The sequence below is a fragment of the Streptomyces sp. NPDC020801 genome, from assembly GCF_044334385.1.
Classification (GTDB): Bacteria; Actinomycetota; Actinomycetes; order Streptomycetales; family Streptomycetaceae; genus Streptomyces.
Map to the genome: position 1 here is coordinate 933,819 of NZ_JBIRST010000001.1, position 16,267 is coordinate 950,085.

The window sequence follows — 16,267 nt, forward strand, 5'->3', positions numbered from 1 at the left end:
CCTGTCACCCTGCGTGAGGTGAGGCACGACCTGGCCGGCCGGCGCGTCCTGGTGATCGGCGACGGAGACGGCCTCGTCGGCGAGACGCTGGCACGGCTCGCTGCGGCCGGAGCCCACACCGAGGTGGTGACGGTTCGTGAGACCGTACGCCCCTACGCCTCGGACCACCACGGGCCGTTGCTCGGAGCGGAGGAACTGTCGGAGCGCCTGACCTCGGGGCCGCTCCCGGACTGGGTCTTCTTCCTGCCGGGATTCACCGCCCGGGCCCGCCCCGCCCAGGGTTTCCGCCCGGAAGAAGGGCTCTACGCCGGCGGGATGACCCGGACGCTGTTCCACACGCTGTCCCCGCTCGGGCGGCGCTGGCTGGAGAGAGGTGCCGGCGGCTTCGCCGTGGTCACCCGCGCGGACGGCAGGTTCGGGCTGTCCGGTGCCCGCTCCGGTGACCCGCTCGCCGGTCTGCTGCACGGCACCGTACGCGCACTGCACGCCGAACTTCCGGTGATCCGCACCGTGGCACTGGACATCGGCCCGTCGGTGTCCCTTGCCGCCGTCGCCGACCGGTTGCTCGACCTCGCGTCGGACCCCTCTCACGGACACGTCGAGACGGGGCTCGCCGGAAACCAGGCGTATGCCACCACGCTCGTGCCCGCCTTCGAGCAGCCTGCCGACATCCCGGGTGCCGAAGGCCGATTGCCGCTGGAACGCGGTGACACGGTGCTCGCCACCGGCGGCGGACGCGGGGTGACCGCTCGTGTTGTACGCATGATGGCCGAGGAAGTGCCGTGCCGCTATCTGCTCCTGGGCACCACTGAGCTGGTCAATGTCAGGGCGGCGCTCGGAGTGGGGGACCGCGACGAACTGCTGCGCATGTCCGCGGAAGAGCTCGACGAACACAAACGGCGCCAGTTCGCGGCGATGCGCCGTGACGATCCCACACTGCTGCCACCCGCGTTCGAACGCCACTGGGCTCGCATCAGCAACTCACTGGAAGTCCTGCGGACCGTGACCCAGCTGCGTGACCTGGGCGCCCGCGCCGAATACAGGTGCCTGGACGTCACCGACGGGCACGCCACTCGCCGCTTTGCCGAGGACCTGGTCAGGACCACCGGGCCGGTGCAGGCACTGCTGCACGGGGCCGGGGTGGAGACGAGCAGGAACCTGTGCGGGAAGACCCGGGACTCATGGGAACGGACCGTCGCGGTCAAGACCGCCGGTCTGTACAACCTGAGTCCGCTGCTCGGCGACGAGACCCGGCTGATCATGCTCTTCGGCTCGGCCGCGGGAACGTACGGCAATCCCGGGCAGATCGACTACGCCGGAGCCAGCGAGTTCCTCACGACCGCGGCGTACCGCCTGGCCGCCGACTTCCCGGCAGCCCGCGTGCGTTCGGTGGCCTGGCCCGCGTGGGACGAGGTGGGGATGGCGGTCCGGCCTTCCTCCCGGGCTGCCCTGGAGCAGCGCGACGTCCGGTTCATGGAGGTCTCCGAGGGCCTGGACTGGGCCGGCGGCCTGCTGCGCAGCCCGAGCCGGGTTCCGACCTGCGTCAGCATCGGGTACGAGGACATGCCGCCGGAAGCCACCACCACCCGCGACACGGCGCCGTGGGGCTCCGCTCGCGCGAACCGGGGTCACCTGGTGGACCTGTGCTACGAGACGGGCCCCGGACGGTGGGAGGTCCGGTCGACCTACCAGCCCGAACTGGACGCGGCCCTGGCCGATCACCAGGTGGACGGCACGGTCCGCGTGCCCTTCGCCTTCTTCATCGAGCTGGTGTGCCAGACCGCCTCCGCCTGCCTCGGCGACCCGGGAGGTTTCACCCTGCGCGCACTGCGCATGCACCAACCGCTGACCCTGGCACCCGATCGCCCCAGGGAACTGCGGGCTGCGATCGCGCGCGCAGCGGACGGCACCCTGCGGGTCGGTGTGGAAAGCTCACCGATCCGCCCCGACCACAGCTGGGTGCCCGTCACGCTCCAGCACATGAGCGCCGAGATCGAACCCCTCACCGGGCAGAAACCGGCACCCCGGATCGATGTCCCGCTCGATCGATCCGAGCCGGTCCCCGTGGCCCACCTGGCAGAGCGGTTCGCCGCCAACGGGATCGTCTACGGACCGGCCTTCCGCGAGATCGTCTCCTGCCGCCGTGACGGCACGCTCCACCTGGCCGAGCTGCGCTCCGGAGCCGGCTGGGACGGGGACGTGCGGGGGCGGTCCTTCTTCGACGTCGGCTTGCTCGATCTCGCGCTCCAGACACTCGTCTTCCACCCGGGATCCCGCCACGGGGGGCTTCCCACGGCGGTGGAGGAACTGGTCTTGCACACGGAGCTCGGCGGCAGTCACTCCGAGGGCTGGGCCGTGGTGGACACGGGCGACGAGAACCTGAGCGTGACCCTGGCCGACTCCGCCGGGCGGGTCATGGCCCAGATCCGCAACCTCGAACTGACCGGGCGCGAGTCGTAGGGCAAGGAAGGCGAAGTGAAGAATTTCCTCGTGATAGGCGTTGGTCCGCACGCCCGCCTCAACCATCTGCCGACGCTGTGGGCCGGTCGGTCAGCCGGCCTGGTCGGCACCGTGATCGGCGTGGATGTCGCCGACGCGGCCGGTGACATCGCCGCCTTCAACTCGGCTGCCGGCACGCCCGGCTTGCCGGTGACCTTCATCGAGCCGTTCGACGCCTCGAGCCGCACACTGCCGGCCCCGGTGCGCGAGACCTTGGACTCCTTGGTGCGGGAGCACGCCGTCGATGCCGTCGTGATCTCCACCGAACCGTCGTTCCACATGGTCTACACACACTGGGCGCTGGAGCACGGCCTGAGCGTGCTGCTCGACAAACCGCTGAGCGTTCACGCCAACTGCTCCGTCGACCCTTTCCGGGCATCGGCCATCCTCACGGACTTCGACGAAGTCCTCTCCCGCTACGAGACGGTCCGCCGTACCCGCTCCGAGGTGCTGGTGGCCGTGCAGTGTCAGCGTCGCCACCACCCCGCGTTCCTCCGTATGCGCCGGCTGATCGCCGAGGTGGCGGAAGCGACCAACTGCCCGGTCACGTCCGTGCAGTCCTTCCACAGCGACGGTCAGTGGCGGATGCCGAACGAACTCATCGACATCACCTATCACTCCTTCGACCAGGGGTACGGCAAGTGCGCCCACTCGGGGTATCACTTCTTCGACATCGTGCCCTGGCTCCTGCGGGCCGGTGAGAGGCCGGGCAAGGAACTCGACAGTGTCGACATCCACGCGAACTTCAGCCGCCCGCGCGACTTCCTCGCCCAGCTCGACGTGAACGACTACGCGCGCCTGTTTCCTGAGTTCGAGGCGGCCAACCCCTACTCGCAGGCGCAACTGCTCACCGACACCGCAGCGTTCGGAGAGGTCGACGCGTTCGTCTCCATGGCGTACAAGAGCGGTGGCAGGACCATGACGCTCGGCAGCATCAATCTCGTGCACAACGGATTCTCCCAGCGCGGCAGATTCAGCCCCGCGCACGCCAACCTCTACAAGGGAAACGGCCGGGTCCGGCACGAGAGCCACATCATCGAGCAGGGCCCCTTCCAAGCGATCCACTATCACTCGCTGCAGACGCTGGGCGACGACACTGACGCCGCCGGCGCCTACGAGGTCGGCGGGCAGGGGCACATCGAGATCCACGTCTTCCGCAACAGCAGCTTCGACGCGCGCTGGAAGAAGCACGAGAGGCTCGACTACGACGCCCTCACCACCGTCTCGGAGTCGGGGCCCGAAGAGCCCACGCAGTCGGCTTCCCGCCGCCGGGCGATGCAGGAGTTCCTGGAATACGTAAGCGGTCGCCGCACCAGGGAGCAGATGTCCTCGGAGCTGACCGACCACCGGCGCGGCGCCACCCTCATGGCCGGCACATACCTCTCGGCGGCTCAGCAGTGGGCCGACGGGTCACCGGTGGCCCGGCTCGACTTCCGGCCGCACGGCGAGGGCTTTGCGGGCCCTGCCGGCCGTCTGGACGACCCGAGCGTCTGCGACCTGATGGACGTGTCCCTGTGACCCGGGCGACCGGGCAGCTCTCCACCGTCGCCCTGCCGGCTCCCGCGGAACTGCTGGGCGACGCCCTGCCCGCCGTACTCGGCGATTGCAGTGCCCAGGTCGGGGACATCGGTGCGATCACGCGGCTGACGGGCGGCAACGTCAGCCATGTCTTCCGCGTGGAGGGAGCACGCGGCAGCGTCGTGCTCAAGGTGCGCGCAGCCACTTTCGCCCGCATCCCGTCACTGCGCACCGACCCCGCTCTCATCGCCGACGAACGACGGGCCCTCGAGGTCTACGGTGCTCTGGTGCCCTCCGTGTTCCCGCGGGTCCTGGCGTTCCACCCGCGGGCGCACGCCATGGTGATGACCGATGTGTTCCCCGACCGGCGCAGTTACGAGGACCACCTCCACGAGCGCTCCGGCACCCCGGAGGAACTCGGCCGTCTCGGCGCGGCGGTGCGCCAGGTCCATGACGCCACGAAGGACGTGCGGGTTCCCATCCGCTCCCAGGGCGACCTGTGGTTCCGGGACTACACCTTCGACTACTGCCTACGGGCCAGCGGGCACCCTGTGCTGGAGCGGGTCTGCGGGGAACTGCGCGCCCAACTGCCGCAGCGGCTCGTACTGGGGGACCTGGCGCCGAAGAACCTCAGCCTGGCGGACGGCCGGGTGGCGTTCTGTGATCTCGACAACGTGCACCGCAGCCGGCCGCTCTTCGACCTGGGTTATCTGCTCGCGCACATCCTGCTGCACCACATCAACAGGCCGGAGCGCCTTCCGGCGCTCGTGTCCGCTCTGCTCGATGCCTACTACGCCGACCGGACGCCCAGCACCCGCACACGGACGCTGGTGGCGACGGTGGCTGCCGGGGTGATTTTCTACCGTCTCGACAACGCCACGGTTCCGTACCGCCTGGCCACCTCGGCGGAGCAGGGCCGGCAGGTCCGCCGCCGGGTTGCGCACCTGCTGGACCGCGGCACCATCACACCGGAGAGCCTGAACGACGCCGTGGCGGGTGTGGCATGAACCTTGCTGGACCGCAGCCCCTGCACGACGAGGACCGACACGCGCTCACGGCGTTGCGCGCCTATGGCTACCAGGTCCAGGACATCCAGGGGATCGCCCGCGATCAGCGGTCGTTCGCGGTGCGTCTGCCCTCCCGGCGGCGGGTCCTCGCTCCCGGAGTGCGCTTCGCGTCCGAGACAGTGGAGCTAGGCGGCGGAGCATTCACCAACGCCTACACCCTCAGGCTCGACCTGGACTCGGTGCATGTCGAAGCGGTCTCGGACGCGGATGGATTCCATCTGCGTGACCAGTGCGCCGCGGACACCGTCGTCGCGGCCGTGAACGGCTCCTTCTCCTACATATCGGACGACCCGGCCCATCAGCCGGCTGAACCATGCCTGGACTTCTGCTGCCGCGCGGGGTCAATAGTGAGCCTGCCGACGGTGACGAAGCCGGCGTTCCTGGTGCACGGCGGCCGGTTGACGGTGCGAACGCTGCCCGCGACCGGGACCCTGCGCATCGACGGCCGCTCGTTCGACTGGGTCGGATCCAAGGAGCCCAGGGCTTCGGCCGCCACCGGGAACGGCACGCTGGTCGTCTTCGGCGCCGCCAACTGCCGGATCAAATACGCCGACCACCCACGGACCGGCTTCGTCCGCTTCGTGCGGCCCGAGGAGAACATCACCCCCGAGACCGGGTCGGTCGTCGACGCGGTGGTGTTACGCACCGCGGCGGGCGGCCACGTGATCGGCAGCGTCCACCCCGGAGGGGGAGCGGACCTGTTCGCCGGGAGCTTCGTCCTGCGGGCCGATGCGGTACATGCGCGGGAGCTGCGCGCGGGCGCCCGAGTGGACATACGCAGTATCGCCGGCCTCTCGGCCGACCAGCTCTCGAGTGGCTTCTCACTGGGCCCGAGCGTCGCGGACGCCGCGGCCGGCACCGTCCCGGCGTACGACCAATCCCTGGGAGTCTCCCCGTTCCGCGACGTGCGGTACGCCCGCACGCTCGTCTGGACGACCGGACGGGAAATCGTTTTCCGGATCTTCGACGGCGCCCCGCTGACCGATTCCTTCCGCGGTGTCTCCCCCACGGAAGTCGCCGACCTCCTGGGCCGGGAGGGAATCGCCCCGCGCGACGCCTACCACCTGGACGGAGGCCAGTCCTCGAAGATCGTGTTCCTTGACGGAGGACGTACCGAGGTCGTGGGAAACCTGCACTACCTCAAGTGGCCCCAGGAACCCGAAACGGAGTTTCGCTGGCGTGGAGTTGAGGGGCGGCTCCTCAACAGCTGTTTCGTACTCCGCCGCATCACACAGTAGATCCACCTGAGTCAGAGGAGCCATCAGTGCGTGTAGTCGTCGTCGGCCAAGGATATGTGGGACTCCCGCTCGCGCTCCGCGCGGCCGAGGCGGGGCACCAGGTCATCGGGTATGACACGGACGAATGGAAGGTGAAGCGGCTGGCCAACGGGGAGTCGTACATCAACAGTATTCCCGGCGCCGGCATCGCGCCTCTCCTGGCCAACGGAACCTATCGGCCCACCAGCGACGAGAACGAACTCAGGGGCTTCGACATCGCCGTGATCAGTGTGCCGACCCCGCTGCGCGACGGTGCGCCGGACCTCAGCTACGTCGAGAGCGCCGCGAGCATGCTGGCCCGCGTCCTCAGCCCGGGCGCGACGATCGTGCTGGAGTCCACCACGTACCCCGGCACCACCACCGGCGTCGTGGGCCCCCTCATCGAATCCGAGTCGGGCCTGGAGGCCGGCCGGGACTTCCACTTGGGCTTCAGCCCGGAACGCATGGCCCCGCAGCAACCCGAGTGGGGCCTGCACAACACGCCCAAGCTCGTCTCGGGCATCGACGACGCGTCACTCGAAGCCGTGGACGCCTTCTACCGAACGGTGGTGGGGCAGACGGTGCGGGTGTCCGGTTGCGCGGAGGCCGAACTGGCCAAGCTGCTGGAGAACACCTTCCGCTTCGTGAACATCGCTCTCGTCAACGAACTCGCCGTCCACAGCCACGCCCTCGGGGTCGATGTGTGGGAGGCGATCGAAGCAGCCGGATCCAAGCCCTTCGGCTTCATGAAGTTCACCCCGGGGCCGGGAGTCGCGGGGCACTGTCTGCCGATCGATCCCCACTACCTCGCGTGGTGGGTCGAGCGGGGCGTCGGCCGGCGCTTCCAGATCGTCGACTCCGCCTACGACGTCAACCACGACATGCCGCTGTACGTGGCGAGGCGTGTGGCAGAAGGCCTGAACTCCCGGGCGCAGTCCGTCCGCGGTGCACGGGTCCTGCTGCTGGGCCTGGCCCGGCGGAACACCGACGACGTGCGGGAGTCGCTCACCGCCCGGGTGATCAGGGAGCTCAGGAGGCTCGGCGCCGACGTGTACGTCGCGGACCCACACGTGCCCGCGGAGGCTCCTGGCACCCGCGAGGCCCTCGAAGGGGCCCGCCAGGTCGAGGCCACCCCGGCCGAACTCGTCGGCGCCGACGTGGTGGTCCTACTGGAAGACCACGACTCCTTCGACTTCGACGAGGTCGTTCAGCACGCCGGCTACGTCTTCGACTGCCGCCGGCGCACGCACGGCGCGCAGGTCGAGGTTCTCTGACCGGGCCGTCCGGCACCCACGAATCCCCGCTCCCACATCCGCGGGACAACCACCCCTGAGGAGAAGAACGTGCGCATCACCTCGCTCGGCCACGCCGGGCTCCTTCTTGAGACCGCCGCCGGCCGGATCGTATGCGACCCCTGGTTCAACCCGGCCTTCTACGACTCGTGGATACCGTTCCCCGACAACAGTGGCATCGACCCGCGGCAGTTCGCCGACGCCGAGTATCTGTACGTCTCACACCTGCACCGCGATCACTTCGATGCGAAGTTCCTCCGCGAGCACATGTCCAAGGACACCGCCGTCCTCCTGCCCGACTACCCCGTGCCCGAACTGCGCAACGAGCTGGAATCGCTGGGGTTCCGGAACTTCATCCAGACGCGAAACAACGAGGTGGTCGAGCTCGACGGCGGCCTGCGCATTCTGACCAACGCTCTGACCAAGCCGACCAAGAGCCCGGTCGGCGACTCCGGGCTGGTCGTCGACGACGGCCGGGTGCGGATCTACAACCAGAACGACTCCCGCCCCGTCGAGACCGTGCCCATCGCTCAACTCGGTCCTCTCCACGCACATTTCGTGCAGTTCACCGGAGCGAACTGGTATCCCATGGTGTACGACTTCGCCGACGAGGAGATGGCCGACATCGGACGCCGCAAGCGGGCCAACGGCATGGCCCGAGCGGTGAGTTACATCGAGCACTACGGCGCTGCCCATATCTTCCCCTTCGCCGGTCCGACCTGCTTCCTGGATGACGATCTGTTCGATCTGAACGACCTGGCGGACGACGGCACCAACGTCTTCCCTGACCAGTTCGCCTTCCTGCGATTCATGCAGGAGCGGGGCCATGAGCACGGTCATCTCTTCCTGCCCGGCACGGTCGTCACCCTCGCGCCGGATGGCACCGCTGAGGTCGAGCAGGTCCCGGAGACCGAGATCGCCCGGATCAGGGACGATCGCCGGGGCTATCTCCTGGACTACAAGCGCAAGGTGCAACCGCTGATCGACGCTGGCAAGGCCGCGCTGCCGAGCGACCGGAGCGACCTGCTCGGTCAGCTCAAGGAATGGGTGGAGCCCCTCCTGGCGCTCGCCGACAACATCTGCGCCAAGGTCGACGGGCGCGTGCTGCTCGAGGTCGTGGACGGTGACAGCTGTGAACAGATCGTTTTCGACTTCCTCGACCGCCGGGTCGCCCGGTACGCGGGAGAAGAGTGGCGCGACCGGTTCCGGGTGGCCAGGCCCTTGGTCGAGGACTTGGTCCGGCGGCGGGTGGAGGACTGGGCGAACGAACTCTTCCTGTCCTGCCGGTTCGAGGCCTCCCGCAGGGACGGCTACAACGAGTTCGTCTACACGTTCTTCCAGTGCCTGTCGGTCGAGCGTATGACCTTCGTCGAGAGCTGCTTCGAGGAAGCCGGTGACATCAAGGACTTCGCGCGGGCGGGCGACCACGTCATTCAGCGCAAGTGCCCGCACATGGACGCGGATCTGGTCGCCTTCGGCACGGTCGACGACGGGGTCCTGACCTGCCAGATGCACGGCTGGGAGTTCGACCTCGCCACCGGCAAGTGCCTGGTGGGCGACGGCCGTCACCTGATCTCGAGGCCGCTGCGCACCGACGCCGAGGGAGCTGCGGCAGACGCCGCCTACCCCGGTGTCGACGACGGCAGGGGGCACAGTGGCTGAAGCCACCGGTACGCACATCGGCTCGTCGGGGTCCGCGTCGCTGGCCCTGCGTGCGGAGCCGTTCCGAGACGTTCTGAGCTGTCTCGCCAGTGGGGTGGTCGCCGTGACGGCTCTCGACGACGGCGGCCGGCCACTCGGGCTCACCGTCTCCTCGTTCGTCTCGGTGTCCCTCGAACCACCGCTGGTCCTCTTCTGTATCGCGGTCACCAGTCGAACCTGGCCACGGATGCGTGCGGCCGACGGCATCTGCATCAACATCCTCAGTGAGGACCAACACGGCGTGTCCGTGCGGCTTTCCAGCGGTGGCACCGAGAAGTTCGACGACGTCGCTTGGACGCCCTCGGCCGGTGGGATGCCCGTGCTGCACGGCGCGCTGACCTGGTTGGAGTGCACCGTGATGGACGAGTACCGAGCTGGGGACCACGACATCGTGGTCTCCCGCGTCGACAGGGTCGCACCGGCCACGGAGGGGGGCCCGCTCATTCGTCACCGTGGGCGTTACGTACGGCTGGCGGGCCACGACACACACAAGGAGGTCCGCCGGTGAAGGCCAACAGCCATCCGGTCGAGATCGAGGTCAACATCGGCGCGGGATCCGTGGCGGAGGCGGTCGCGGCGGCCACGCGGGCGGAGTCGCACGGCGCGGCCCAGATCGGGGTGTGGGACTCACCGGCCGGGGTCCCGGACTGCTGGACCACGCTCGGGGTGCTGTCACAGTGGGTCTCGACGGTGCCTGTCGGGGTGGCGGTCACCAATCCGGTGACCCGGCACCCGGTGGTGACGGCGCGAGCGGTCGCCAGCCTGTCCGAAGTCGCTCAAGGCGGTGTGTTCCTCGGAATGGGCACGGGCGACAGCGGGGTGTACAACCTGGCTCAGCGCGCGGCGACGCTGCGGGACCTCCGGGAGTACGTGACGTGTGTTCGGGATCTGCTGCGTGACGGCCGGGCCCGCTGGCACGGCGCGGATCTGCTGCTGAAGCGGGAATCGGGCGTCAGAGTGCCCGTCTACCTCGCGGCTCACGGGCTGAGATCGCTCGAACTGGCCGCCCAGACGGCGGACGGTATCTTCATCGGGCTCGGCTACAGCGAGGACGTCGTCCGGGAAGTGCTGAGCGTGGTGCGGCGAGGGGCCGCGCAGGCGAACCGGGATCCCGACGCCATCGACCTCGTCTGGAACGCCGGCGCGATCAGCATCAACAGTGACCCGGATCGCGCGGTGACCGACGCCGGTTGGCTCGTGGCGTCCCTGTCACACCACTTCGCCAGATTCGGCATGTCGTCGAAGCTCGTCCCGACCGAATTCCAGGAGGGGGTCAGGAAGCTCGGCGAGCTGTACGACCTCTCTCAGCACGGACACCAGTCGACTGCGCGAAGGCAGGAGTACATCGAGGCCGCGATGGACCTCGGTGTCTGGGACTACCTGAGCGACCGGTTCCTCATCGCCGGTAGCGAGACGGACGTGCGGGCCAGGATCGAGACCCTGCGCTCCCGGGGCGTTCGCAAGTTCGAGATCGGGTTGTCTGTCGGCGGCCCGGACGGTGTGGCATCGGTTCTCGACCTGGTGCGCCGGATCAACGACTCCGACGGCTCTTGAAAATTCCCTGCCATCGGATGCCACCTGCGAAGGAATTACTCATGTCCAAGGCCGACACCATACCGGGTCGTCCGATGATCAGGGCGCTCACCGGCATCCGGGGAATCGCTGCGGCCTGGGTTGTCCTTTTCCACTTCCGAGTCGCCGTCTTCGGCCTACTGCCGATCACTCGGCATGCCAAGAAGTGGCTGGATTCTGGCTACCTGGGTGTCGACATCTTCTTCATCCTGTCAGGATTCGTCATCTCCCATGTTTATACCGCCGAGTTGTGCAGAAGTGACTGGCGGCGCTATTCCCGGTATCTGGAGGCCAGGTTGGCGCGCCTCTACCCGGTCCATCTCCTTTTTCTCCTGGTCTTGCTCGCCGGTGATGTTCTGGGGATTGCGAAACCTCCGGTCAGGGACTCGGCCGTGTCGTTCATCGGAAATGTTCTGATGCTGCAGGCCATTCCTCCCTTTCAGGCTTGGAATGGCCCTTCGTGGTCCATCACCTATGAACTCGGCGCCTATGCGCTGTTTCCGCTCCTGGCCTTCGCGCTGATCCGTATCTCCAAGGCGCGCTCCTCGTTCGCCTGTGCTGCTGTCGTTGGCCTGCTGGGAGCCGGCTTGATGGCCCTGGAACTGTCCGCGCCGGGTGCACGCCCCTACCACACTGTCCCTGCGCTGCTCAGGATCACCTCCGAGTTTGCGGCCGGTGGTCTGCTCCATCGCGGATGGTCGCTCCTGGGGCGCCGACGAGACCGGACTTGGGACGTCTTGGCGCTCGCCGCGCTGTGCTGCACGGTGGCCTGCCTGGCTTGGGTGCCGGAGAACTACAGCTATCAAATCCTCGTGGTCCCGCTCTTGGCGTTCCTGATTCTGGCCTGTGTGAGATCTGCAGGACCGGTGGCTGCCTTCCTGGAGTCAAGGGTGCTTCAGTGGAGCGGGCGGATTTCCTACAGTCTCTATATGACGCACTTCACCACGCTCAATCTCGCCTCGTTGATTATTCTCCGATGGCAACGTGTCGCTCCGTATTCATTGCCCGTGCGTATCGGTGCACTGATTGCGTATATGGCGTTCGCGATCACGTTCGCGCATCTCGTCTATCGCTTCGTCGAGGAGCCCGCCCGCCGTCGGCTGAGGCGCTGGTTCGACGGTACGAGATCGGGTGACCTGCTACCGTCCGTCACCTTGGCGAGCAGCAATGACGGCTGAGGCCCCGCGGTGGCTACGCTTTGTTCACTTCGGCCTTCCGTGGGGAGTCGGAGACGCCCCTGACGAGGAGAGTTAAAAACTTGCATTCCGTCTTCAGCGCCATGGGCCGGTTCTCGGTCCGGTTCCGATGGCCGCTTTTGATCCTGTGGACCGTCGCGGCCATCGCGGCCGTCCAGCTCCTGCCTTCGCTGTCCAGCGTCACGCAGAACAACAACACCAGCTTCCTGCCTGCCGACGCGCCGAGCCTGCGTGCGGCGAACCTCGCAACGCCACTGGAGCCCTCCGGCAGTACCAGCATCCCCGTCGTGGTGGCCCGTTCCAGCGGCCAGCTCACCCCGGACGACACAGGCGCGATCGCCAAGCTGCAGAAGAACCTGGCCGTCGAGCCCTCGGTGACCAAGGTCAAGGACGTCGGCCGCTCCGTCGACGGCCAGGCCGAACAGATGCAGGTTCTCGCCACCCAGCCGACCAAGGGCGGCAGTACGCAGCACCAGACCAACGTGACGCTGGTGAACAACCTGCGCTCGGCGATCGCCAAGACCTCGATGCCCGGCGGTCTGCAGGCCCACCTGACCGGTCAGACCGCCGCGAACGTGGACAACAGCAAGCAGGGCGGCAAGACGGGCGACCGGATACAGCAGGTGACGATGCTGCTGATCATCATGCTCCTGCTACTCGTCTTCCGAGCCCTGCTCGCCCCCCTGGTCACCCTGCTGCCCGCAGTGCTGGTGGTGACGATGGCCGGTCCGCTGGTCGCCGAGGCCGCCAAGCAGGGACTCAACGTCTCCTCGCTCGCCCAGCAGATGCTGATCGTCCTGGTCCTCGGTGCCGGCACCGACTACGGCCTCTTCCTGGTCTTCCGGGTGCGTGAGGAACTGCGGGACGGTCTGCCGCCCAAGGAGGCGGTGGCCCGGGCGGTGGCCCGGGTCGGCGAGTCGATCACCTTCTCCGCGGGCACCGTGATCGCCGCGCTGCTCTCCCTGCTCGCCGCGAGTTTCGGGCTCTACTCCGATCTCGGCTACCCGCTGGCGATCGGTATCGGGCTGATGCTGCTCGCCGGTCTCACCCTGCTGCCCGCACTCCTGGCGATCCTCGGCCGCGCCGTCTTCTGGCCGAGCAAGATCCGCTCCGGCACGCAGAAGGCCGGGCTGTGGGGCCGCCTCTCCGGCAGCATCGTGCAGCGTCCGCTGGCCACGCTGATGGCTGGTCTGGTGCTCTTCGGTGGGCTCGCCTGCTTCGCCGCCGACTACACAGCCTCCGGATTCAGCGGCGCCACCTCGGCGCCGTCCGGCAGCGACTCCGCCGCCGGCCAGGCGCTGATGACCAAGTACTTCCCGCGTACTTCGGTCAACCCGACCCAGGTGGTCTTCCAACTGCCCATGGCCGCCTGGGACGACCCTGGCGTGCTGGCCACCGCGCAGCACAAGCTGCAGTCGGCCGCCGGGTTCAAGAGCGTCACCGGCCCGCTCAACCCGAACGGGCTCGGCTTGACGCCGTCGCGGTACACCGAACTGCACAAGGCCCTCGGCCCGGCCCGGAACCTCCCCCCGACTCCCCCCGGCATCCCCGCCCCGAAGGGCGCGGCCCAGGCGGTGCAGGCGGCCAGGGAGAAGGGAGCGGCGGGCGCCAAGAGCGCCAAGGGAGCAGCTTCCGGTGCCGACGGTGAGGCCGCTACCGCGACGCCGCTGGTGGACGGCAAGTTCACAGTGGCCGAGTATCAGGGCTACCGCGCCACCGCGCAGTACGTCAGCCCCGACGGCCGTACCGTCCAGTACTCGACCGCCCTGGCCGCTGGTGACCCGTCGACCACCGGCGCGATGAACGCCGTCCCATCCATCCGCACCGAGGTCTCGACCGTCGCCCAGCAGATCGGTGCCACCGACAGCGGCGTGCTCGGCCAGGCGGCCGGCCTGTACGACGTGAGCAACACTTCCAACAACGACATGAAGAGCGTCATCCCGATCGCCGTCGCCGTCATCGGCATGCTGCTCGCGCTCGTGATGCGCAGCCTGATCGCGCCGCTCTACCTGATCGTCTCCGTCGCGCTGTCGTATTTCGCCGCGCTCGGCCTGTCGGTGCTGCTCTTCATCAAGTTCGACGACTCAGGCGGCCTGGCGTTCATCCTGCCATTCCTGATGTTCGTTTTTCTGCTCGCCCTGGGAGAGGACTACAACATCCTGGTCATGACCCGCATCCGCGAAGAGGCACTCGAGGTTTCATTGCGCGAAGCCGTCAAACGGGCACTCAACGCCACCGGCACCACAGTGACCTCGGCCGGCCTCGTCCTCGCCGGCACGTTCGCGGTCTTCGCCGTCGTCGGCGGCAGCAGCACCAACGGCAGCGAGATGCGCGACGTCGGCACTGGCCTTGCACTCGGCGTCCTGATGGACACCTTCCTCGTCCGTACCCTGCTCGTCCCCTCCACCGTTCTGCTGCTCGGCAAGTGGAACTGGTGGCCGTCCAAGCCGATTCTCCGTCAAGGTCGCCTGGAGGCCGACGGAGAGATGCCCGTGCGCAGTGCCGCGAGCGAGCCGGACTCCCCGGGTGACCCCCGGATGTCCGAATCCGGGCGATGACCACCGGTGCAGTCCGCCGAACCGCCGCATCCCTCCGCAGGGATGACCAGGTTCATGCTCGGGCCCACCGAACCAAACGATCAAGTTCGATAAACGGAAGGCTTCTTCCATCGGCCTTGTCCGCCGAGTCCAGCTGTCGTGGTCCAGCGCGGAGGCGTCCGCGGTGACCAGGTGCCGTAGCGCTGGCCGCTCGCTCACGTGGCCGTCCAGCAGCCGCATGATCTCCGGCAGCAGCAGCAGCCCGACCGGCTGCCGTGCCGACAGCACCAGATCGACTCTCCGACGGTCTTCCATCCAACGTGACGTGGCTCAGGGCCGCAGACTGACTGGCCACCGAACGATTCAAGGCGCCCGCAGACATGACGTGTTGGAATCTGTCACCGGGGCGACAGGGTCTCCGAAAGTGACGAAGCCGGCGCGGAGGCGCTCGGCGACGGCGGGAACGGCAGGAGGCGCGGAGCGAGGCAGCAGCGATCCCGGACGTCCCTGCAGCGTTCCGCTGAACAACAAGGGTCGCGTCAGGGAGCCAGCCAGGATCCGCGCCACACGAGCGCGTGATAGCAGGCCCCTGTTCCCATGTTCTGGGTGCCGGGGAGGCCCCGCACCTGCGCAAACTCCCCGACAATGAGGCGAGCGCGGCATGGGGCGGCCGACCTGGCGAGTCTGGATGGGCAGGTGGCCTACAGAGGCCGAGAAGGAAGCATCGCGACATACATCGCAAAGCCCGTCTCCTGGTGAGGAAACGGGCCTGGACACCCTGACCTGCAGAAAGCAAATGACGTGGGTGCCCCCGGCAGGATTCGAACCTGCGCACACGGCTCCGGAGGCCGTTGCTCTATCCCCTGAGCTACGGGGGCGGGTCGGGCGCGCTGTCTGCGCGGCGACGGGTAGAACACTACCAGCTCCGGCGGGGTGGTCATGAACGTTTTCCCGGGGGCGTGGGGTGGGGTGTCCGCCCGGGTGGGGTGTGGCCCGCAGGGGGTGGAAGTGGGGAAAACCCGGACGCGATGGCCGGTCTGGACCTACTCTCGAGTTGTGCCAGCCGCTTCGGGCCGGGTGCTTGTTGTGGACGACAACAAGGTCATCCGGCAGCTGATCAGGGTCAATCTCGAGCTTGAGGGGCTCGAGGTGGTGACCGCGGCCGATGGTGCCGAGTGTCTGGATGTGGTGCATCAGGTGCGGCCCGATGTCGTCACCCTCGATGTCGTCATGCCTCGGCTCGACGGGCTCAGGACCGCGGCACGGCTGCGGGCCGATCCGCGTACTCGTGATCTTCCTCTGGCCATTGTGAGCGCCTGTACGCAGTACGAGGTCGAGGCCGGGCTCGACGTCGGGGTCGACGCCTTCCTTGCCAAGCCTTTCGATCCTTCCGAACTGGTGAGTGTCGTGCGGGAGTTGCTTGCCGGTGGGGTCCGTCCCGGTGGCGGGGGAGGTTCGTCCCTCGGGGCCGCGGGCGGGGCCGAGCGGGCCGGGCGCCAGTAGCCGGTGGTGGTGAGCCGGTGAGCGCGCGGTGCAGGATGCCCGGGGCCGGTCGTGATCTCAGCGTCCGTCCACATGCCGGAACCCGGCCCGAACCGGCTCGCCTACCCACCCCCCTCCTCCCCTACG

Annotated in this window: 11 protein-coding genes and 1 tRNA gene; 11 read left to right on the forward strand and 1 reads right to left on the reverse strand. The window is 68.0% G+C overall.

Going from position 1 to position 16,267, the window contains the following annotated elements; translation table 11 throughout:
• Window positions 1–18: 18 nt before the first annotated feature.
• From ACH4UM_RS04390 to ACH4UM_RS04435, 10 genes are all read left to right on the forward strand, one after another.
• A complete protein-coding gene (locus ACH4UM_RS04390) occupies window positions 19–2,460 on the forward strand; it encodes an SDR family NAD(P)-dependent oxidoreductase (RefSeq protein ID WP_398173356.1) in 2,442 nt (813 codons plus the stop codon).
• 15 nt (window positions 2,461–2,475) lie between these two features.
• Window positions 2,476–4,017 (forward strand): Gfo/Idh/MocA family oxidoreductase, encoded by a 1,542-nt coding sequence (locus tag ACH4UM_RS04395; RefSeq protein WP_398173358.1) that lies wholly within the window; start codon window positions 2,476–2,478, stop codon window positions 4,015–4,017.
• On the forward strand, window positions 4,014–5,024 hold the full coding sequence (locus ACH4UM_RS04400) for a hypothetical protein (RefSeq protein ID WP_398173360.1): 1,011 nt from the start codon (window positions 4,014–4,016) through the stop codon (window positions 5,022–5,024). The genes ACH4UM_RS04395 and ACH4UM_RS04400 overlap by 4 nt, the downstream gene beginning before the upstream one ends.
• A complete protein-coding gene (locus ACH4UM_RS04405) occupies window positions 5,021–6,322 on the forward strand; it encodes a hypothetical protein (protein WP_398173362.1) in 1,302 nt (433 codons plus the stop codon). The genes ACH4UM_RS04400 and ACH4UM_RS04405 overlap by 4 nt, the downstream gene beginning before the upstream one ends.
• Before the next feature lie 26 nt (window positions 6,323–6,348).
• Complete coding sequence (locus ACH4UM_RS04410) at window positions 6,349–7,614, forward strand: nucleotide sugar dehydrogenase (RefSeq protein WP_398173364.1); 1,266 nt, start codon at window positions 6,349–6,351, stop codon at window positions 7,612–7,614.
• Window positions 7,615–7,683: 69 nt separating this feature from the next.
• On the forward strand, window positions 7,684–9,294 hold the full coding sequence (locus ACH4UM_RS04415) for a Rieske 2Fe-2S domain-containing protein (RefSeq protein WP_398173366.1): 1,611 nt from the start codon (window positions 7,684–7,686) through the stop codon (window positions 9,292–9,294).
• Complete coding sequence (locus tag ACH4UM_RS04420) at window positions 9,287–9,841, forward strand: flavin reductase family protein (protein ID WP_398173368.1); 555 nt, start codon at window positions 9,287–9,289, stop codon at window positions 9,839–9,841. The genes ACH4UM_RS04415 and ACH4UM_RS04420 overlap by 8 nt, the downstream gene beginning before the upstream one ends.
• Window positions 9,838–10,887, forward strand: a complete 1,050-nt coding sequence (locus ACH4UM_RS04425) for an LLM class flavin-dependent oxidoreductase (RefSeq protein ID WP_398173370.1) — start codon at window positions 9,838–9,840, stop codon at window positions 10,885–10,887. Before ACH4UM_RS04420 ends, ACH4UM_RS04425 begins: the two co-directional genes overlap by 4 nt.
• A gap of 41 nt (window positions 10,888–10,928) precedes the next feature.
• Entirely contained in the window at window positions 10,929–12,083 is a 1,155-nt protein-coding gene (locus tag ACH4UM_RS04430) for an acyltransferase family protein (RefSeq protein WP_398173372.1), read from the forward strand.
• An 80-nt stretch (window positions 12,084–12,163) separates the two neighbouring features.
• Window positions 12,164–14,659: an MMPL family transporter gene (locus ACH4UM_RS04435; RefSeq protein ID WP_398173374.1), complete on the forward strand. Its 2,496-nt coding sequence runs from the start codon at window positions 12,164–12,166 to the stop codon at window positions 14,657–14,659.
• A gap of 785 nt (window positions 14,660–15,444) precedes the next feature.
• On the opposite strand, the gene ACH4UM_RS04440 is transcribed toward ACH4UM_RS04435, so the two are convergent.
• A tRNA-Arg gene (locus tag ACH4UM_RS04440) sits at window positions 15,445–15,516 on the reverse strand.
• Window positions 15,517–15,577: 61 nt separating this feature from the next.
• On the opposite strand from ACH4UM_RS04440, the gene ACH4UM_RS04445 reads away from it, so the two are divergent.
• Entirely contained in the window at window positions 15,578–16,141 is a 564-nt protein-coding gene (locus ACH4UM_RS04445; RefSeq protein ID WP_398173376.1) for a response regulator, read from the forward strand.
• Window positions 16,142–16,267: the final 126 nt, after the last annotated feature.